The following is a 13,887-nucleotide window of genomic DNA, read 5'->3' as shown; positions in this document are numbered from 1 at the left end:
ACGAGATTTCTGCCTGTCTCGTGGGCTCGGAGATGTGTATAAGAGACAGGGTGGGAGTCGGGCCGGACGCGCCGGGGGTCAGGCCCGAAGGGGTGGGGGTCGGGCCGGAAGTGGTGGCCGGTTGGGGTGAGGCTGGCGATGTCATGTGTGTCCCCCTTGGACGGTGCTGGCCGAACATCGGACATGAGAGCGCATCGACGGTCCGGCGCGCCAGTCGGTATCACGAATCGGACCACAGGACGTACCGTGAGCGCTCCCCGGCGAGGAGGTCGAACCCGTGTCCGCACCCGAGGACGCCCTGCCGTTCTTCGTCTACGGCACCCTTCGCAGCGGCAGCCGCAACCACGCCGTCCACCTGGCCGGACGCTGCACCGACATCCGACCGGCGGTCCTGGACGGTGCCGCGCTGCACGCGGGCCCCGGCTTCCCGTACGCGGTGCCGGACACGGAACCCGGGCGCCGGATCACGGGTGAGCTGATCACCGTCCGCCCCGGCGCGTACGCCGGAGCCCTGGCGGCCCTGGACGCCCTGGAGGAGTGCCGGGCGGACGGGACCGGCCTGTACGTGCGCCGACGGATGGCGGTGCGGATCGCGACGGGCGAGCTGCGGGAGGCCTGGGTCTACCTCGCGGGGCCCGGCGCGGAGGCACGGCTGCGCGAACGGCCCGCACTGATCGAGTCGGGGGACTGGGCGGACAGGTGACGGACGGCAGGGCGGGGGGAAGCCGGGGGAAGACGTCGGGGGAAGGCGTCGGGGTGACCGGCAACCGGCAACAGATCACAGATGACAGAGTTTGAAATCTGTTATCTGTCAGCTGTTATCTGTCACCTGTCAGTTGTCAGCGCTCAGCTGACACCCCCCAGGAAGCCAGTCCGAACCGCCCGCGAATCGCCCGGATACTGCCAGGTAGGCTGCCCCGGCCAGCGGAAACGCTGGCGCCCCCGAACGAGGAGGAGCCACCCGGTGCCCGAGCTGCCATCCCCGATCACCGTCGTCGGTATCGGGGCCGACGGCTGGCCCGGCCTCGCCGCCACCGGCCGCGCCGCGCTGCGGAACGCCGAGGTGGTCGTCGGCGGCCCCCGCCAGCTGGACCTGCTGCCCCGCGAGGAGGTGTCCGCCGAGCGCGTCCCCTGGCCCTCCCCGCTACGCCCGGCCGTCCCCGGCCTCCTCGCCGCCCACGCCGACCGCCGCGTCGCCGTCCTGGCCAGCGGCGACCCCATGTTCTACGGCATCGGCCGCACCCTCGCCGAGACCGTCGGCGCCGAACACCTGCGCGTGCTGCCACACCCCTCCTCCGTCGCCTACGCCTGCGCCCGGCTCGGCTGGCCCCTGGAGGCGACCGAGGTGGTCAGCCTGGTCGGCCGCCCGCTCGACTCCCTCACGTTCGCCCTCCACCCCGGCCGCCGCCTGCTGGTGCTCAGCGCCGACGCCGCCACCCCGGCCGCCGTCGCCGCGCTGCTCACGGCCCGCGGCTACGGCACCGCCCGGCTGCGCGTGCTTGAACAGCTCGGCGCTCCCGCCGAGCGGCACCTGGCCGGCCCCGCCGACGGCTGGCCGCACCCGCCGGGCGCCCCTTTGAACGTCATCGCCGTCGACCTCGGCGACGGCCCCCGCACGTCCCTCGTCCCCGGCCTGCCCGACACCGCGTACGAGAGCGACGGCCAGCTCACCAAACGGCACGTCCGCGCCGCCACCCTGGCCGCCCTCGCCCCCTCCCCCGGCGAACTGCTCTGGGACGTCGGCGGCGGTTCCGGCTCGATCGCCATCGAGTGGCTGCGTGCCCACCGCGACTGCCGGGCCGTCACCGTCGAGCGCGACCTTGTCCGGGCCGAGCGGATCGCCCGCAACGCCGCCGCGCTCGGTGTGCCCCGGCTGCGCGTGGTGACCGGACCGGCCCCCGCCGCCCTCGCCGGACTCCCCTCCCCCGACGCCGTGTTCATCGGCGGCGGCCTCACCGCGCCAGGGCTGCTGGACCGTTGCTGGGCGGACCTGCGCCCGGGCGGCCGACTGGTCGCCAACACCGTGACGCTGGAGTCCGAGGCCCTGCTCGCCGAGTGGTACCGGCGCCACGGCGGCGAGCTCGTCAAGCTCGCCGTCGCCCACGCCGTCCCGGTGGGCGGCTTCACCGGGTGGCGTCAAGCCATGCCGGTCACCCAGTGGTCCGCCGTCAAGCCCGACACCCGCAAGCCCGAAGCCCCCCAGGAGGACGCCTCGTGACCGTCTACTTCATCGGCGCCGGCCCGGGCGCCGCCGACCTGATCACCCTGCGCGGCCAGCGCATCCTGGCCCGCGCCGACGTCTGCCTGTTCGCCGGCAGCCTCGTCCCGCGCGAACTGCTGGACGAGTGCCCGCCCGGCGCCCGGCTCATCGACACCGCCCGGATGACACTGGACCTGATCATCGACGAGATGGCCCGAGCCCACCGCGAGGGCCACGACGTGGCCCGGCTGCACTCCGGCGACCCGTCCGTGTTCTCCGCCGTCGCCGAGCAGATGCGCCGACTGGACGCGGCCGGGATCCCGTACGAGGTCGTCCCCGGCGTGCCCGCCTTCGCCGCCGCGGCGGCAGCGCTGAAGCGGGAGTTGACCGTGCCGACCGTCGGCCAGACCGTCATCCTGACGCGCATCGCCAAGCGCGCCACCCCGATGCCCGAGGGCGAGGACCTCGCAACCCTCGGCCGCAGCGGCGCCCTGCTCGTGCTGCACCTGGCCGCCGGGTACGTCGACGACGTGGTCGAGCAGCTGCTCCCGCACTACGGCGCCGACTGCCCCGCCGCCGTCGTCGCCATGGCCAGCCGCCCCGACGAGCTGGTGCTGCGCGGCACCGTCGGCGACATCGCCGAACAGGTCAAGGCCGCCGGTGTGGTCCGCACCGCCGTCATCATCGTCGGCCGCACCCTGGCCGCCGAGCACTTCCGCGACAGCCACCTCTACTCGGCGGACCGCGAGCGCCCGCACGAGCCCTGCGGGGCGTGATGCGGCACCTGCTCGTCCTCGGCGGGACGACGGAGGGGCGGGCACTGGCCGCCGCCGTCGACGGCCGGCCGTCCCTGCGGGTCACCAGCTCGCTCGCCGGCCGGGTCGCCCGGCCCCGGCTGCCCGCCGGCGAGGTGCGGATCGGCGGCTTCGGCGGCCCGGACGGCCTGGCCGACTGGCTGCGCGCCGAACGGGTGGACGCCGTCGTGGACGCCACCCACCCGTTCGCCGCCGGCATCTCCCACAACGCCGCGCTCGCGGCCGCCGCCACCGGCGTGCCGCTGCTGGTCCTGCGCCGCCCCGGCTTCGCGCCGGTCACCGGGGACCGCTGGCTCCCCGCCGCCTCACTCGCCGAGGCGGCCGACCTGCTGCCGCGGCGCGGGGAGCGGATCTTCCTCACCATCGGACGGCAGGGCGTCGCGGCGTTCGCGCACCTCGACCGAGTCCACTTCCTCGCCCGCTCGGTGGACCCGCCCGAGCCGCCGCTGCCGCCCTCCTTCGAAGTCCTGCTGGACCGCGGCCCGTTCACGCTCGACGGCGAACGCGCGCTGCTGCGCGACCACCGCATCGACGTCCTGGTCACCAAGGACAGCGGCGGCGCCGCGACCGCGCCCAAGCTGACGGCCGCCCGCGAACTCGGCCTGCCCGTGGTCATGGTGGAGCGCCCCCCGGTACCGGAAGGCGTGCCGGTCGCGCCGGACGTGGCGGCCGCACTGCACTGGCTGGAGCAACCGGGCTGAGCCCGGCCGGTGAAACAGCCGGGCGGCGCCGCCGACCGTCCGGCAGGATGGCCCGATGGCCGACGATCAACGCACCCGCACCCCGCGCACCGCCGACGAACGCACCACCCTCGCAGGCTTCCTGGACCACCAACGTGACACCCTCGCGATGAAGTGCACCGGCCTGACCGCCGAGCAACTGCGCACCCGCGTGCTGGAACCCTCCGGGCTCTCCCTGCTAGGACTGGTCCGCCACCTCGCCGAGGTGGAACGCGGCTGGTTCCGCAACGTCCTCAACGGCGAGGCCGCACCCGGTTTCTGGAAGCACCCCGACGGCTCCTTCGCCGAGTTCGACGCCGACACCGCCGACCCGGAGGAGGCCTTCGCCGTCTGGCGCCGCGAGTGCGACCACGCACGGGAACTCGTCTCCGCCGCAGAGTCGTTGGACGTCCTGGGCCACCACGGCGAGGAGGCCTTCTCGCTGCGCTGGATCCTCACCCACATGATCGAGGAGTACGCCCGCCACAACGGCCACGCCGACCTCCTCCGCGAGCACCTCGACGGCAGCACCGGCGAATAGCGGCGGCGGGCCGGAGGGAGTCGGATTGCGAACCCGCCAGAAGGAACGCGACGCGCCCGGGCCGTCCGAGCCCTGGACCGAGATCGCTCCAGGGCTGTGGATGGGCGGGCACTACTACACCCTGCCCGGCGGCGAACCGGAACGCGCGGTCGTGAAGGGCGAGTTCGACCTGGTGGTCAGCCTCTTCACGCTCCCCGGGCACGGCCCGGCGCCGGGGGTGGAGCACGTCGTCCGGGAGGTGCCCGACGGACCGCTCTCCCCCGGCCAACTGCTCGCCGTCCAGGAGGCGGCCTGGCTCACCGCGGCCGCCGTCCGCCGGGGCTGTCGGACGCTGGTGCGCTGCCACGCGGGCTACAACCGCTCGGGCCTGGTGGTGGCGCAGGCGCTGGTCGACCTCGGGCACGGCACGGACGAGGCGGTCCGTCTGGTGCGGGAGCGGCGTTCGCCCCGGGCGCTGAACAACCCGGTGTTCGTGGACTACCTGAACACCGGGTTGGACGTGGCGGTACTGCTGACCGGGCTCAGCGGGTGAGGCCGGGCGGCGGGGGCGGGGGTCAGATGTCGCGGAACGTCTCGATCCGGGCGCCGATGGAGTTGAGGCGCTCGGCGAGGTCCTCGTAGCCGCGGTTGATGACGTAGACGTTGCGCAGGACGGAGGTGCCCTGGGCGGCGAGCATCGCGAGGAGGATGACCACGGCCGGGCGCAGGGCCGGCGGGCACATCATCTCGGCGGCGCGCCAGCGGGTGGGGCCCTGGACCAGGACGCGGTGCGGGTCGAGGAGCTTGACGTCGGCGCCGAGGCGGGTCAGCTCGGTGAGGTAGATCGCGCGGTTGTCGTAGACCCAGTCGTGGATCATCGTGGTGCCGTGGGCGGCCGCGGCGATGGCGGCGAAGAACGGCACGTTGTCGATGTTGATGCCGGGGAACGGCATCGGGTGGATGGTGTCGATCGGCGCGGTCAGCTTGGAGGGGCGCACGGTGAGGTCGACCAGCCGCGTGTGGCCGTTGTGGGCCCGGTACTCGGGGGTGCGGTCGTAGTCGAGGCCCATGCCTTCCAGCACCGCGAGCTCGATCTCCAGGAACTCGATCGGTACCCGGCGGATCGTCAGCTCGGAGGAGGTGACGACGGCGGCGGCGAGCAGGCTCATCGCCTCCACCGGGTCCTCGGCCGGGGTGTAGTCGACGTCGCGGGTGATCTCCGGCACGCCGTGCACGGTGAGGGTGGTGGTGCCGATGCCCTCGATCCTGACGCCCAGTTCCTCCAGGAAGAAGCACAGGTCCTGAACCATGTAGTTGGGCGAGGCGTTGCGGATGACGCTGACGCCGTCGTGCCGCGCGGCGGCCAGCAGGGCGTTCTCGGTGACGGTGTCCCCGCGCTCGGTCAGGACGATCGGGCGGTCCATCGGGGCGCCCTGCTCGACCGAGGCGTGGTAGGCGCCGCCGGTGGTCGCGACCTCAAGGCCGAAGCGGCGCAGCGCCGTCAGGTGCGGCTGGACGGTGCGGGTGCCGAGGTCGCAGCCGCCCGCGTACGGGATGGCGAAGCGCTGGGCGCGGTGCATCAGCGGGCCGAGGAACATCAGCACGCTGCGGGTGCGGCGGGCGGCCTCGACGTCCATCGCCGCGAGGTCCAGCTCGGCGGGCGGGGTGAGTTCGAGGTCGCGGCCGTCGTTGATCCAGCGGCTCTTGACGCCGATGCTGGTCAGGACTTCGAGGATGCGGTAGACCTCCTCGATCCGGGCGACGCTGCGGATGGTGGTGCGGCCGGTGGTCAGCAGCGACGCGCAGAGGATCGCGACGCAGGCGTTCTTGCTGCTGCGGACGTCGATGGCGCCGGAGAGGCGGGTGCCACCGGCAACCCGCAGGTGCATGGGGCCGGAGTAGCCGAGGGAGACGATCTCGCTGTCGAGGGCTTCGCCGATGCGGGCGATCATCTCAAGGCTGACGTTCTGCTTGCCCTGTTCGATGCGGTTGACCGCGCTCTGGCTGGTGCCGAGTGCCTCGCCGAGCTGCGCCTGGGACCAGCCGCGGTGCTGACGTGCGGTACGGATGAGGGTGCCGATGCGGGTGAGGTAGTCGCCTGTCACTCGCCAGACGATATCTCATGGTTGAGATGCCAACAGAGTCGAGACGCGACACTGCGCCACTTTTGTCCGTTTCTCACCCCGTATAGGCGTCGGATCTTCACATCACCACATGATGCTGTCGCGAAGCTGTGACAGTGTCACGGCCCCAGCGGCTCCGCCCGACCGACGATGGTGCCCGCGCGGTCGATGCAGATGACGTCCACCGCGACCGGCGAACCGACCAGCACGCCGAGCGCCGTCGCCCGGGCCGCCTCGGCGACCAGGTCGCCGAGCGGCACCCCGGCCGCCCGGCACAACTGCACCGCCTCCAGCCCGGTGTTCGCCGCCGCCACCGCCGCGACCAGCGCCTCGTCCGCCCCGCCCTGCCGGGCCAGTCCGGCCAGGTACCCCTTGTCCACCTGGGAGCGCGCCGAGTGCAGGTCGAGGTGGCCGGCCGCGAGCTTGGACAGCTTGGCGAAGCCGCCCGCGATGGTCAGCCGGGCCACCGGGTGACGCTTGAGGTACTTGAGGACCGCGCCGGCGAAGTCCCCCATGTCGAGCAGCGCGTCCTCGGGCAGCCCGTGCACCCCGACCGCGACCTTCTCCGACGTCGAGCCGGTGCAGCCGGCCACGTGCGTGCGCCCGGCCGCCCGGGCCACGTCCACACCGCGCCGGATGGAGTCGATCCAGGCCGAGCAGGAGTAGGGGACGACGATCCCAGTGGTGCCGAGGATGGACAGGCCGCCGAGGATGCCAAGCCGCGGGTTCCAGGTCGAGCGCGCGATCTCCTCGCCGTGGTCGACGGAGATCTCCACCACCACGTCCCCGGTGCCGCCGTGCTCGGCGGCGACCTCGGCGACGGCGTCCCTGATCATCTGCCGGGGCACCGGGTTGATCGCGGGCTCACCGACGGGCAGGGGCAGGCCCGCCTTGGTGACCGTCCCCACTCCCGGACCGGCCCGGAACACCACCCCGGCGCCGGGCTCCCCGGCCCGTACCGTCGAGCGGATCAGCGCGCCGTGGGTGACGTCGGGGTCGTCGCCGGCGTCCTTGACCACTCCGGCCATGGCGTACGGCCGCCCGCCCCTCCCGGCGGCCGGTTCGTGGGCGGCGGCAGGGCCCTCGGCGGTGACCGGGCGCTCGGGAGAGGGGCCCTCGGCGGAGACGTGCTCGGGGGAGGCGTCCTCGGCGGAGACGTGCTCGGCGGAGGCGCCCTCGGCGGAGACGTGCCCGGTGGACAGGTACTCGGCGGCGAGTGCGAAGGCGGGCTGCTGGCCCTTGGGCAGGGTGATGACCACCGGGTCGGGGAACTCGCCGGTGAGCAGCGCGGTGTACGCGGCTTTGGTAGCGGCGGTGGCGCAGGCGCCCGTCGTCCAGCCGTGCCGCAGGCCGCTGCTCTTCAGCTGGCCGGCCCGGCCACCCGCCTCGGCTCCAGCTGCGGCCACCCTGCGCCTCGCTTCCGACGGCGCCCGTGCCGTCCTGCGTTCCGGGACGGCCGCACCGGCCGCCGCCGCCGATTTTCCCCCACGCGCCCGATCGCGGCCCGACCGGGGTGCAGCCTGCCGGGGTCCGGTGCGCGAGCCGCCGTGGCGCGAAGCCGTCGAGACATCGGGCGCCGGGGCGCCGGGGCGCCGGGCTGCGGTACCGCCGGGTTACGGCCGCCGCGCGTTCCCGAAGAGTTCTCCGCACGGGCCTCGCCCCCCGCCGCTACCAGTGAGTAATCTGGCGGTCCGCCAGAAGCGGGTTCATGACACGTCGGTCCGGCGCGCGGATTGTCCGCCCGTCCGGGCCATCAGCATGTGGGGGTTTTTGTGGCAGGGATGAGTCGGCGTACGTTCCTGACGGGTACGTCGGTGGCCGCCGTGTGGTCGGCCTTGTCGCTGGGGGGCGCGCAGTTCTCGTCAGCCGCGACGCGCGACCGGGCGCTGGCGGCCACGGCCTCGCGGGCCGTCAAGGTCGCCGGGACCACGCTGGAGCAGGTGGCCACGCCGGTCGGCACCGGCACCTACAAGCGGCTGACGGCCGGGCCCGGGTGGCCGCTCGTGGTGCGCGGCGACCTGGCGGCGCCGGGCACCGGGCGGGACGACCGCCGCACCGGCCTGGCCAGCTTCGTCCAGTTCAGCGACCTGCACCTGGTGGACACCGAGTCGCCGGTGCGCTTCGAGTACCTGGCGCGGTTCAACGGCAGCGCCTACCGGCCGCAGGAAGCCCTGAACGCCCGGGGTGTGTCGGCCCTCGTCGAACGGGTCAACTCGCTCGACGGCGGCCCCTACACGGGAATGCCGTTCAGCATGGTGATGGCCACCGGCGACAACACGGACAACCACGAACTCGCCGAACTCGACTGGTACCTCAAGGTCATGGGCGGCGGCCGACTGGCCCAGAACACCGGCGACCCGACCCGCTACGAAGGCGTGCAGAACTCCGGCAACTCGGCCTTCTGGAACCCCGAACTCGCCTACAGCGACGGCTACAAGGCCAAGGGCTTCCCGCAGATACCCGGCTTCCTCTCCGCCTCCGGCCGGCCCTTCGACGCGCCGGGCCTGCGTACGCCCTGGTACACGACCGTTGGCAACCACGACGACAGCATCGAGGGCTCGCTGCCGGACCTCGGCCTGCTCAACGACCTCTACACCGGCCAGTACAAGCTGGAGGGCTGCGACGACGCGACGGCCGCCCAGCTGATGGACTCGCTGCGCCGCGACCCGGCCGGCGCCGTGCTGCTGCTGGCGAAGCTGATCGCGAACGGCGAGGCGGTGCGCCGGATCACCCCGGACGAGCGCCGCAAGCCGTTCACGCTCAAGGAGTTCGCCAAGGCCCACCTGGACCCGGCGGCCACCGGGGCCGGCCCGTACGGGCACGGCTTCACCTCGGACATGGCGAACAGCGGCAAGCTCTACTACACCTTCCGCATCTCGGAGAAGGTCCTGGGCATCAGCCTGGACACCACCAACCAGGCCGGATTCGCCGACGGCTCCCTGGGCACCGCCCAACTGCGCTGGCTGGAGAAGCAGTTGCAGGCGCACAGCGGGCACTGGTACGACGCCGACGGACGCAGGGTGACGGGCGGGAGCACGGACGACGTGATCCTGCTGTTCAGCCACCACACCAGCAACACCATGGGCAACCTGCTGCCGGACCCGCGCAACATCTTCGAGAAGCGGCACGACGGGAACGAGCTGGTGGCGCTGCTCCAGCGCTACCCGAACGTGGTCGCGTGGGTGAACGGTCACACCCACATGAACAAGATCACGCCGCACGGTCACGCCGTGCCGGAGCGGGCGTTCTGGGAGATCAACACCGCCTCCCACATCGACTACCCGCAGCACGGCCGGATCATCGAGGTCGCGGACAACGGGGACGGCACGCTCTCGCTGTTCACCACGCTGATCGAGTCGTCCGCGCCGTACGCAACGGACTTCGGCGGCACCTCGGACGCCAACCTCGCGGCGCTCTACCGCGAGCTGTCGTACAACGACCCGAACGGGCGGCCGACGGCGCTGCTCGGCGCGGGCGAGGACCACAACACCGAGCTGCTGGTCACCAAGCCGACCCGGTGACGGCGGGCGGCGAGCTCCGGGCAGCGGGCGGCTGACGGCCGACAGGCGGCCTGGCGACAGATGACGGATGACGGATGACAGCTGACCCATGGAGAAATCTGTCGGCTGCCATCCGTCACTCGACCGCCGTCACGCCTCCGGGTAGCGCCGAGGCGTCCAGACGACCTCCACACCGCCGCCCCGCTCGACCGCACGGGTCTGCGAGGAGCCGATCAGCAGGATGGTCCGCATGTCGACCAGCGCCGGGTCCAGCTCGCCCAGCCGGACGATCCGCACCCGCTCGGTCGGGCCGCCGACGTCGCGCGCCATCACCACCGGGGTCTCCGGCGCCCGGTACTCCAGCAGCAGGTCCCGGGCGAGGCCGACCTGGGTGGTCCGGGACTTCGAACCCGGGTTGTACAGCGCGAGCACCAGGTCCGCCTCGGCGGCCGCGCGCAGCCGCTTGGCCACCGCATCCCAGGGCTTGAGCCGGTCCGAGAGCGAGACCACCGCGTAGTCGTGCCCGAGCGGGGCGCCGGCGCGGGAGGCGGCCGCATGGGCGGCGGTCATCCCCGGCAGGACCCGCACCGGAACGTCCCGGTAGGCCTCCTCGCAGGCGACCTCCAGGACGGCGGTGGCCATCGCGAACACGCCGGGGTCGCCGGAGGAGACCACGGCGACGCGGTGGCCGCGCCGCGCGAGGTCCAGGGCGTACTCGGCGCGCTCGGACTCCACCTTGTTGTCCGAGCCGTGCCGCCGCTGCCCGGGGCGTTCCGGCACCCGGGCCAGGTAGGTGGTGTAGCCGACGAGGTCGGTGGCCGCGGCCAGCGCGCCGCGCGCCTCGGGCGTGAGCCAGAGCGGCCCGGCCGGCCCGGTGCCGACGACGGTCACACTGCCCGCGCCGTCCGCCGGCCGGACCTCGGGCTCCAGCGGCGCGACCCGGCCGGGCAGCACCGCGACCTTGCTGGGCAGCACCGCGACCGCGAAGTACGGCACCGTCTCGCCGTCGACCTCCGCGAGCGGGGCGATGCGCTCCCCCGCCATGTAGGCCCGCTCCACGTACTGGGCGTCGGCCAGGCGTCCGGCCCGTTCCAGGGCCCGGCGGACGGCCGGGAAGGTCCGGCCCAGCTTCATGATCACGGCGGAGTCCGCGGCCGCGATGCGTGCCGTCAGTTCCTCCTCGGGCAGGGTGCCCGGGATGACGGTGAGCGTCTCCTCGGCCTCGGTGAGCGGCTGTCCGAGCCGGGCCGCCGCCGCGCTGACGGAGGTGACGCCGGGCACCACCTCGGTCGGGTAGCGGTGCGCCAGCCGCTTGTGCATGTGCTGGTAGGAGCCGTAGAAGAGCGGGTCGCCCTCGGCGAGGACCACGACGTCGCGGCCGGCGTCGAGGTGGGCGGCCAACCGGGCGGCGGCCTCCTCGTAGAAGTCGTCCAGCGCGCCCCGGTAGCCGCCCGGGTGGTCGGTGGTCTCGACGGTGAGCGGGTAGACCAGCTTCTCCTCGACCTGACCGCCCGTCAGGTAGCGTTCGGCGATCGAGCGCGCGATGGACCGCCCGTGCCGGGCGCTGTGGTACGCCACCACGTCGGCCTTGCCGATGAGTTCGGCGGCGCGGACGGTCACCAGCGAAGGGTCGCCCGGGCCGAGTCCGACTCCGAACAGGCGCCCCACCGGCGGATTCTGCTGCTCCGTCACTCTTCTTCGCTCGCAATCGCGTTGACGGCGGCGGCGGCGATCGCGCTGCCGCCGCGCCGGCCGCGCACCACCAGGTGCTCCAGGCCGGACGGGTGTTCGGCCAGGGCCTGCTTGGACTCGGCGGCGCCGATGAAGCCGACCGGGACGCCGATCACCGCGGCCGGTCGAGGCGCGCCCGCCTCGATCATCTCCAGCAGCCGGAACAGCGAGGTCGGTGCGTTGCCGACGGCGACCACCGCACCCTCCAGCCGGGGCAGCCACAGCTCCATGGCCGCGGCGCTGCGGGTGGTGCCCATCTTCCGGGCGAGTTCGGGCACGGACGGGTCCGTGAGGGTGCAGACGACCTCGTTGTCGGCGGGCAGCCGCTTGCGGGTCACACCGCTCGCAACCATGTTGACGTCACAGAGGATCGGCGCACCGGCGTGCAGCGCGGCGCGCGCGGAGGCCACCACGCCGGGCGAGTACACCAGGTCCTCGACCAGGTCGACCATCCCGCAGGCGTGGATCATCCGCACCGCGACCTGGGAGACGTCAGCCGGGAGGGCGGCCAGATCGGCCTCCGCGCGGATGGTGGCAAAGGACTGGCGGTAGATGGACGCGCCGTCCTTTTCGTACTCGATCACTTCGTGGTCCTCCTGGCCTCGGCGACCGCCTCGGCCATCTCCTCGTTCGTCACGTCGACGGCCGTGGGGGCGGCCGCCGGTCCGTTCACCGTCACCCGGTAGCCGTGCCCGGTGGCGAGCACGTCCACCCACCGCCCGGCCGGGTGGCCGCAGCGTCGTTCACAGCCCGACCAGTGGACGGGCAGCACGCCGGAGGGTCCGGCGGCCACGCCCGACGCATCGGCCGCACCCGGTGCGCCGATGGCGGCGCCCAGCGCCCGGGCCGCGTCCGAGCGGACGTCGGCCCGCGACTTGGCGCACCCCGGCAGCCCGGTGCAGGCGGTGGCCCGCTCCCAGGGCGAGCCCGGCTCGGTGCGGAACCCGGCTTCGGCGAGCGCGGGCAGCCGCTCGGCCGGCGCACCGGGCAGCACCACGCCCCGCCAGGGCGTCAGCCGCAGCCGACCGGCCGAGGCCGCGACCAGCGATCGCCACTGCCCGGCACTCGCCCGCCCGAAGCGCAGCCCCACCGAGAGCCCGCCGGGCAGCGCGCCGACTTCCGGGGCCGTACCGGCGTAGGCGGGCAACGGCACCGAACCGGCCGGCAGCAGGTCGGGCACCTCGCGCAGGTGCCAGGCTCGGCGCCCGTCCGCCCGCAGCGCGTCCAGGAAGGAGCGGGCCGCGTCCAGCACGGCCGTCACCTCCTGCCCGGGCTCGACGGGGAGCCCGTGGGTGGAGCGCCCGAGGCGCAGCAGGGCGGGACCGCCCGAACCTGCGATCAATGTCACATCGGCGTCGAGCGCGGCGACGTCGCCCCGCCCGTCGTCCAGCGCGAACAGGAACTTGCCGGAGAGCCCGGTTGCCCAGTCGCTCGCGCACAGCCGGGTGTCCAGCTCCCGCACCCAGGCCTGGACGTCGGCGGAGGCCGTGGCGTCCAGTCCCGCCAGCGGCGAGGCGACGATGTTGCGGATCCGCTCGTGGGTGTCGGAGGGCAGCAGTCCGGCGGCCCGCAGGCGGTCGGCGAGGTCTGCCGCGCACTGCGGAGCCAGGCCGCGCAGTTGGACGTTGCCGCGCGAGGTGGTCTCCAACTCCCCGTCGCCCAGGGCCTCGGCGGCATCGGCCAGTGCGGTTGCCTGACGGTCCGTCAGGAGCCCTCCGGGCAGGCGGATCCGGGCCAGGGAGCCGTCGTCGGCCGGGTGCAGGCGCAGTGCCCCGGGGCAGGCGTCGGCGTGCCCCCGGTCGGACACCTCCCGGTCGGGCACGGCGGCGCCCGGCGCGGTGGCGTCGGGTGTCGGTGGCATGGCGGCGAGCATACAGATGATCCGATCGGTTGATTCCGTCCGCTGCGTCACACTCCGGCGCGCCCGCCGTGCGCCCCTTGACGTACTCCCGAGGTACCCCCGACGCACTCCGACCCGCGCGCCGAGCGTGAACCGACGCGTGAAGCGACGCGTGAAGCGACGCACGGCGCCGACGCGTGAGCCGAGCGCGCCCCGACGCATGCGCCGGGGCGCCGGAGCCCGCGTCCGAAAGCTCACTCTCCCCCAGGTCAGCCGCACCCCGTACGATGCTGGGCGGGCGGTCCCGGCGGACCGCCCGCACGCCAGCGACGGCGCAGGGGAGGAAGCCGGTGCAAGCCCGGTGCGGTCCCGCCACTGTGACCGCGGTTCACCGGTAAGCCGGTCGGCCGCGGGAGCCAGGAACTCCTGCCGTCCTCCA

12 protein-coding genes and 1 riboswitch are annotated in these 13,887 nt (G+C 73.7%); of the genes, 7 read left to right on the top strand and 5 right to left on the bottom strand.

Annotated features, from left to right (window positions below):
* Positions 1 to 277: 277 nt before the first annotated feature.
* The 6 genes from IF30_RS0124990 to IF30_RS0124965 all read left to right on the top strand — a co-directional run bounded on the left by IF30_RS0124990 (position 278) and on the right by IF30_RS0124965 (position 4,807).
* Positions 278 to 703, top strand: a complete 426-nt coding sequence (locus IF30_RS0124990) for a gamma-glutamylcyclotransferase family protein (RefSeq protein ID WP_030242536.1) — start codon at positions 278 to 280, stop codon at positions 701 to 703.
* A gap of 261 nt (positions 704 to 964) precedes the next feature.
* Positions 965 to 2,218, top strand: a complete 1,254-nt coding sequence (locus IF30_RS0124985) for a bifunctional cobalt-precorrin-7 (C(5))-methyltransferase/cobalt-precorrin-6B (C(15))-methyltransferase (protein ID WP_030242529.1) — start codon at positions 965 to 967, stop codon at positions 2,216 to 2,218.
* Complete coding sequence (cobM, locus tag IF30_RS0124980; protein ID WP_030242527.1) at positions 2,215 to 2,976, top strand: precorrin-4 C(11)-methyltransferase; 762 nt, start codon at positions 2,215 to 2,217, stop codon at positions 2,974 to 2,976. The genes IF30_RS0124985 and cobM overlap by 4 nt, the downstream gene beginning before the upstream one ends.
* Positions 2,976 to 3,716, top strand: coding sequence for a cobalt-precorrin-6A reductase (locus tag IF30_RS0124975; protein ID WP_030242526.1), 741 nt, complete (start codon positions 2,976 to 2,978; stop codon positions 3,714 to 3,716). Before cobM ends, IF30_RS0124975 begins: the two co-directional genes overlap by 1 nt.
* Positions 3,717 to 3,771: 55 nt before the next feature.
* Positions 3,772 to 4,275 carry a DinB family protein gene (locus IF30_RS0124970; protein ID WP_030242525.1) on the top strand — a complete coding sequence of 168 codons (504 nt, stop codon included), beginning with the start codon at positions 3,772 to 3,774 and terminating at the stop codon, positions 4,273 to 4,275.
* A gap of 25 nt (positions 4,276 to 4,300) precedes the next feature.
* Positions 4,301 to 4,807: a protein-tyrosine phosphatase family protein gene (locus IF30_RS0124965; protein ID WP_030242524.1), complete on the top strand. Its 507-nt coding sequence runs from the start codon at positions 4,301 to 4,303 to the stop codon at positions 4,805 to 4,807.
* Between the two features lie 22 nt (positions 4,808 to 4,829).
* Here the strand turns inward: IF30_RS0124965 and IF30_RS0124960 are convergent, their stop codons facing one another.
* Both IF30_RS0124960 and IF30_RS41960 read right to left on the bottom strand, forming a co-directional pair.
* Positions 4,830 to 6,359, bottom strand: coding sequence for a UDP-N-acetylglucosamine 1-carboxyvinyltransferase (locus IF30_RS0124960; RefSeq protein ID WP_030242523.1), 1,530 nt, complete (start codon positions 6,357 to 6,359; stop codon positions 4,830 to 4,832).
* A gap of 137 nt (positions 6,360 to 6,496) precedes the next feature.
* The gene (locus IF30_RS41960; RefSeq protein ID WP_037901120.1) at positions 6,497 to 7,783 is read right to left on the bottom strand and encodes a cobalt-precorrin-5B (C(1))-methyltransferase; all 1,287 of its coding nucleotides are present in this window, start codon (positions 7,781 to 7,783) and stop codon (positions 6,497 to 6,499) included.
* Between the two features lie 375 nt (positions 7,784 to 8,158).
* On the opposite strand from IF30_RS41960, the gene IF30_RS0124950 reads away from it, so the two are divergent.
* Positions 8,159 to 9,898 carry a TIGR03767 family metallophosphoesterase gene (locus IF30_RS0124950; protein ID WP_107054509.1) on the top strand — a complete coding sequence of 580 codons (1,740 nt, stop codon included), beginning with the start codon at positions 8,159 to 8,161 and terminating at the stop codon, positions 9,896 to 9,898.
* Positions 9,899 to 10,027: 129 nt separating this feature from the next.
* On the opposite strand, the gene IF30_RS0124945 is transcribed toward IF30_RS0124950, so the two are convergent.
* From IF30_RS0124945 to IF30_RS0124935, 3 genes are read right to left on the bottom strand one after another with little or no spacing between them, the layout of a single operon-like run.
* Positions 10,028 to 11,569, bottom strand: a complete 1,542-nt coding sequence (locus IF30_RS0124945; RefSeq protein WP_030242520.1) for a precorrin-2 C(20)-methyltransferase — start codon at positions 11,567 to 11,569, stop codon at positions 10,028 to 10,030.
* Positions 11,566 to 12,192, bottom strand: a complete 627-nt coding sequence (locus tag IF30_RS0124940) for a precorrin-8X methylmutase (protein ID WP_030242517.1) — start codon at positions 12,190 to 12,192, stop codon at positions 11,566 to 11,568. The genes IF30_RS0124945 and IF30_RS0124940 overlap by 4 nt, the downstream gene beginning before the upstream one ends.
* Entirely contained in the window at positions 12,189 to 13,469 is a 1,281-nt protein-coding gene (locus IF30_RS0124935) for a cobalamin biosynthesis protein CobG (RefSeq protein WP_234322832.1), read from the bottom strand. The genes IF30_RS0124940 and IF30_RS0124935 overlap by 4 nt, the downstream gene beginning before the upstream one ends.
* Positions 13,470 to 13,788: 319 nt before the next feature.
* Positions 13,789 to 13,874, top strand: a riboswitch (cobalamin riboswitch).
* The last annotated feature ends 13 nt before the right edge of the window (positions 13,875 to 13,887 follow it).

The organism is Streptomyces sp. NRRL S-350, from assembly GCF_000719705.1.
Classification (GTDB): domain Bacteria; phylum Actinomycetota; class Actinomycetes; order Streptomycetales; family Streptomycetaceae; genus Kitasatospora.
Note: the sequence above shows the minus strand (reverse complement) of the source record. Positions and strands in the feature narration are given on the sequence as shown.

Coding starts and splice junctions, on each gene's coding strand:
- IF30_RS0124975 (WP_030242526.1), top strand. CDS start 2,976: ATGCGGCACCTGCTCGTCCTCGGCGGGACGACGGAGGGGCGGGCACTG.
- IF30_RS0124970 (WP_030242525.1), top strand. CDS start 3,772: ATGGCCGACGATCAACGCACCCGCACCCCGCGCACCGCCGACGAACGC.
- IF30_RS0124950 (WP_107054509.1), top strand. CDS start 8,159: ATGAGTCGGCGTACGTTCCTGACGGGTACGTCGGTGGCCGCCGTGTGG.
- IF30_RS0124935 (WP_234322832.1), bottom strand. CDS start 13,469: ATGCCACCGACACCCGACGCCACCGCGCCGGGCGCCGCCGTGCCCGAC.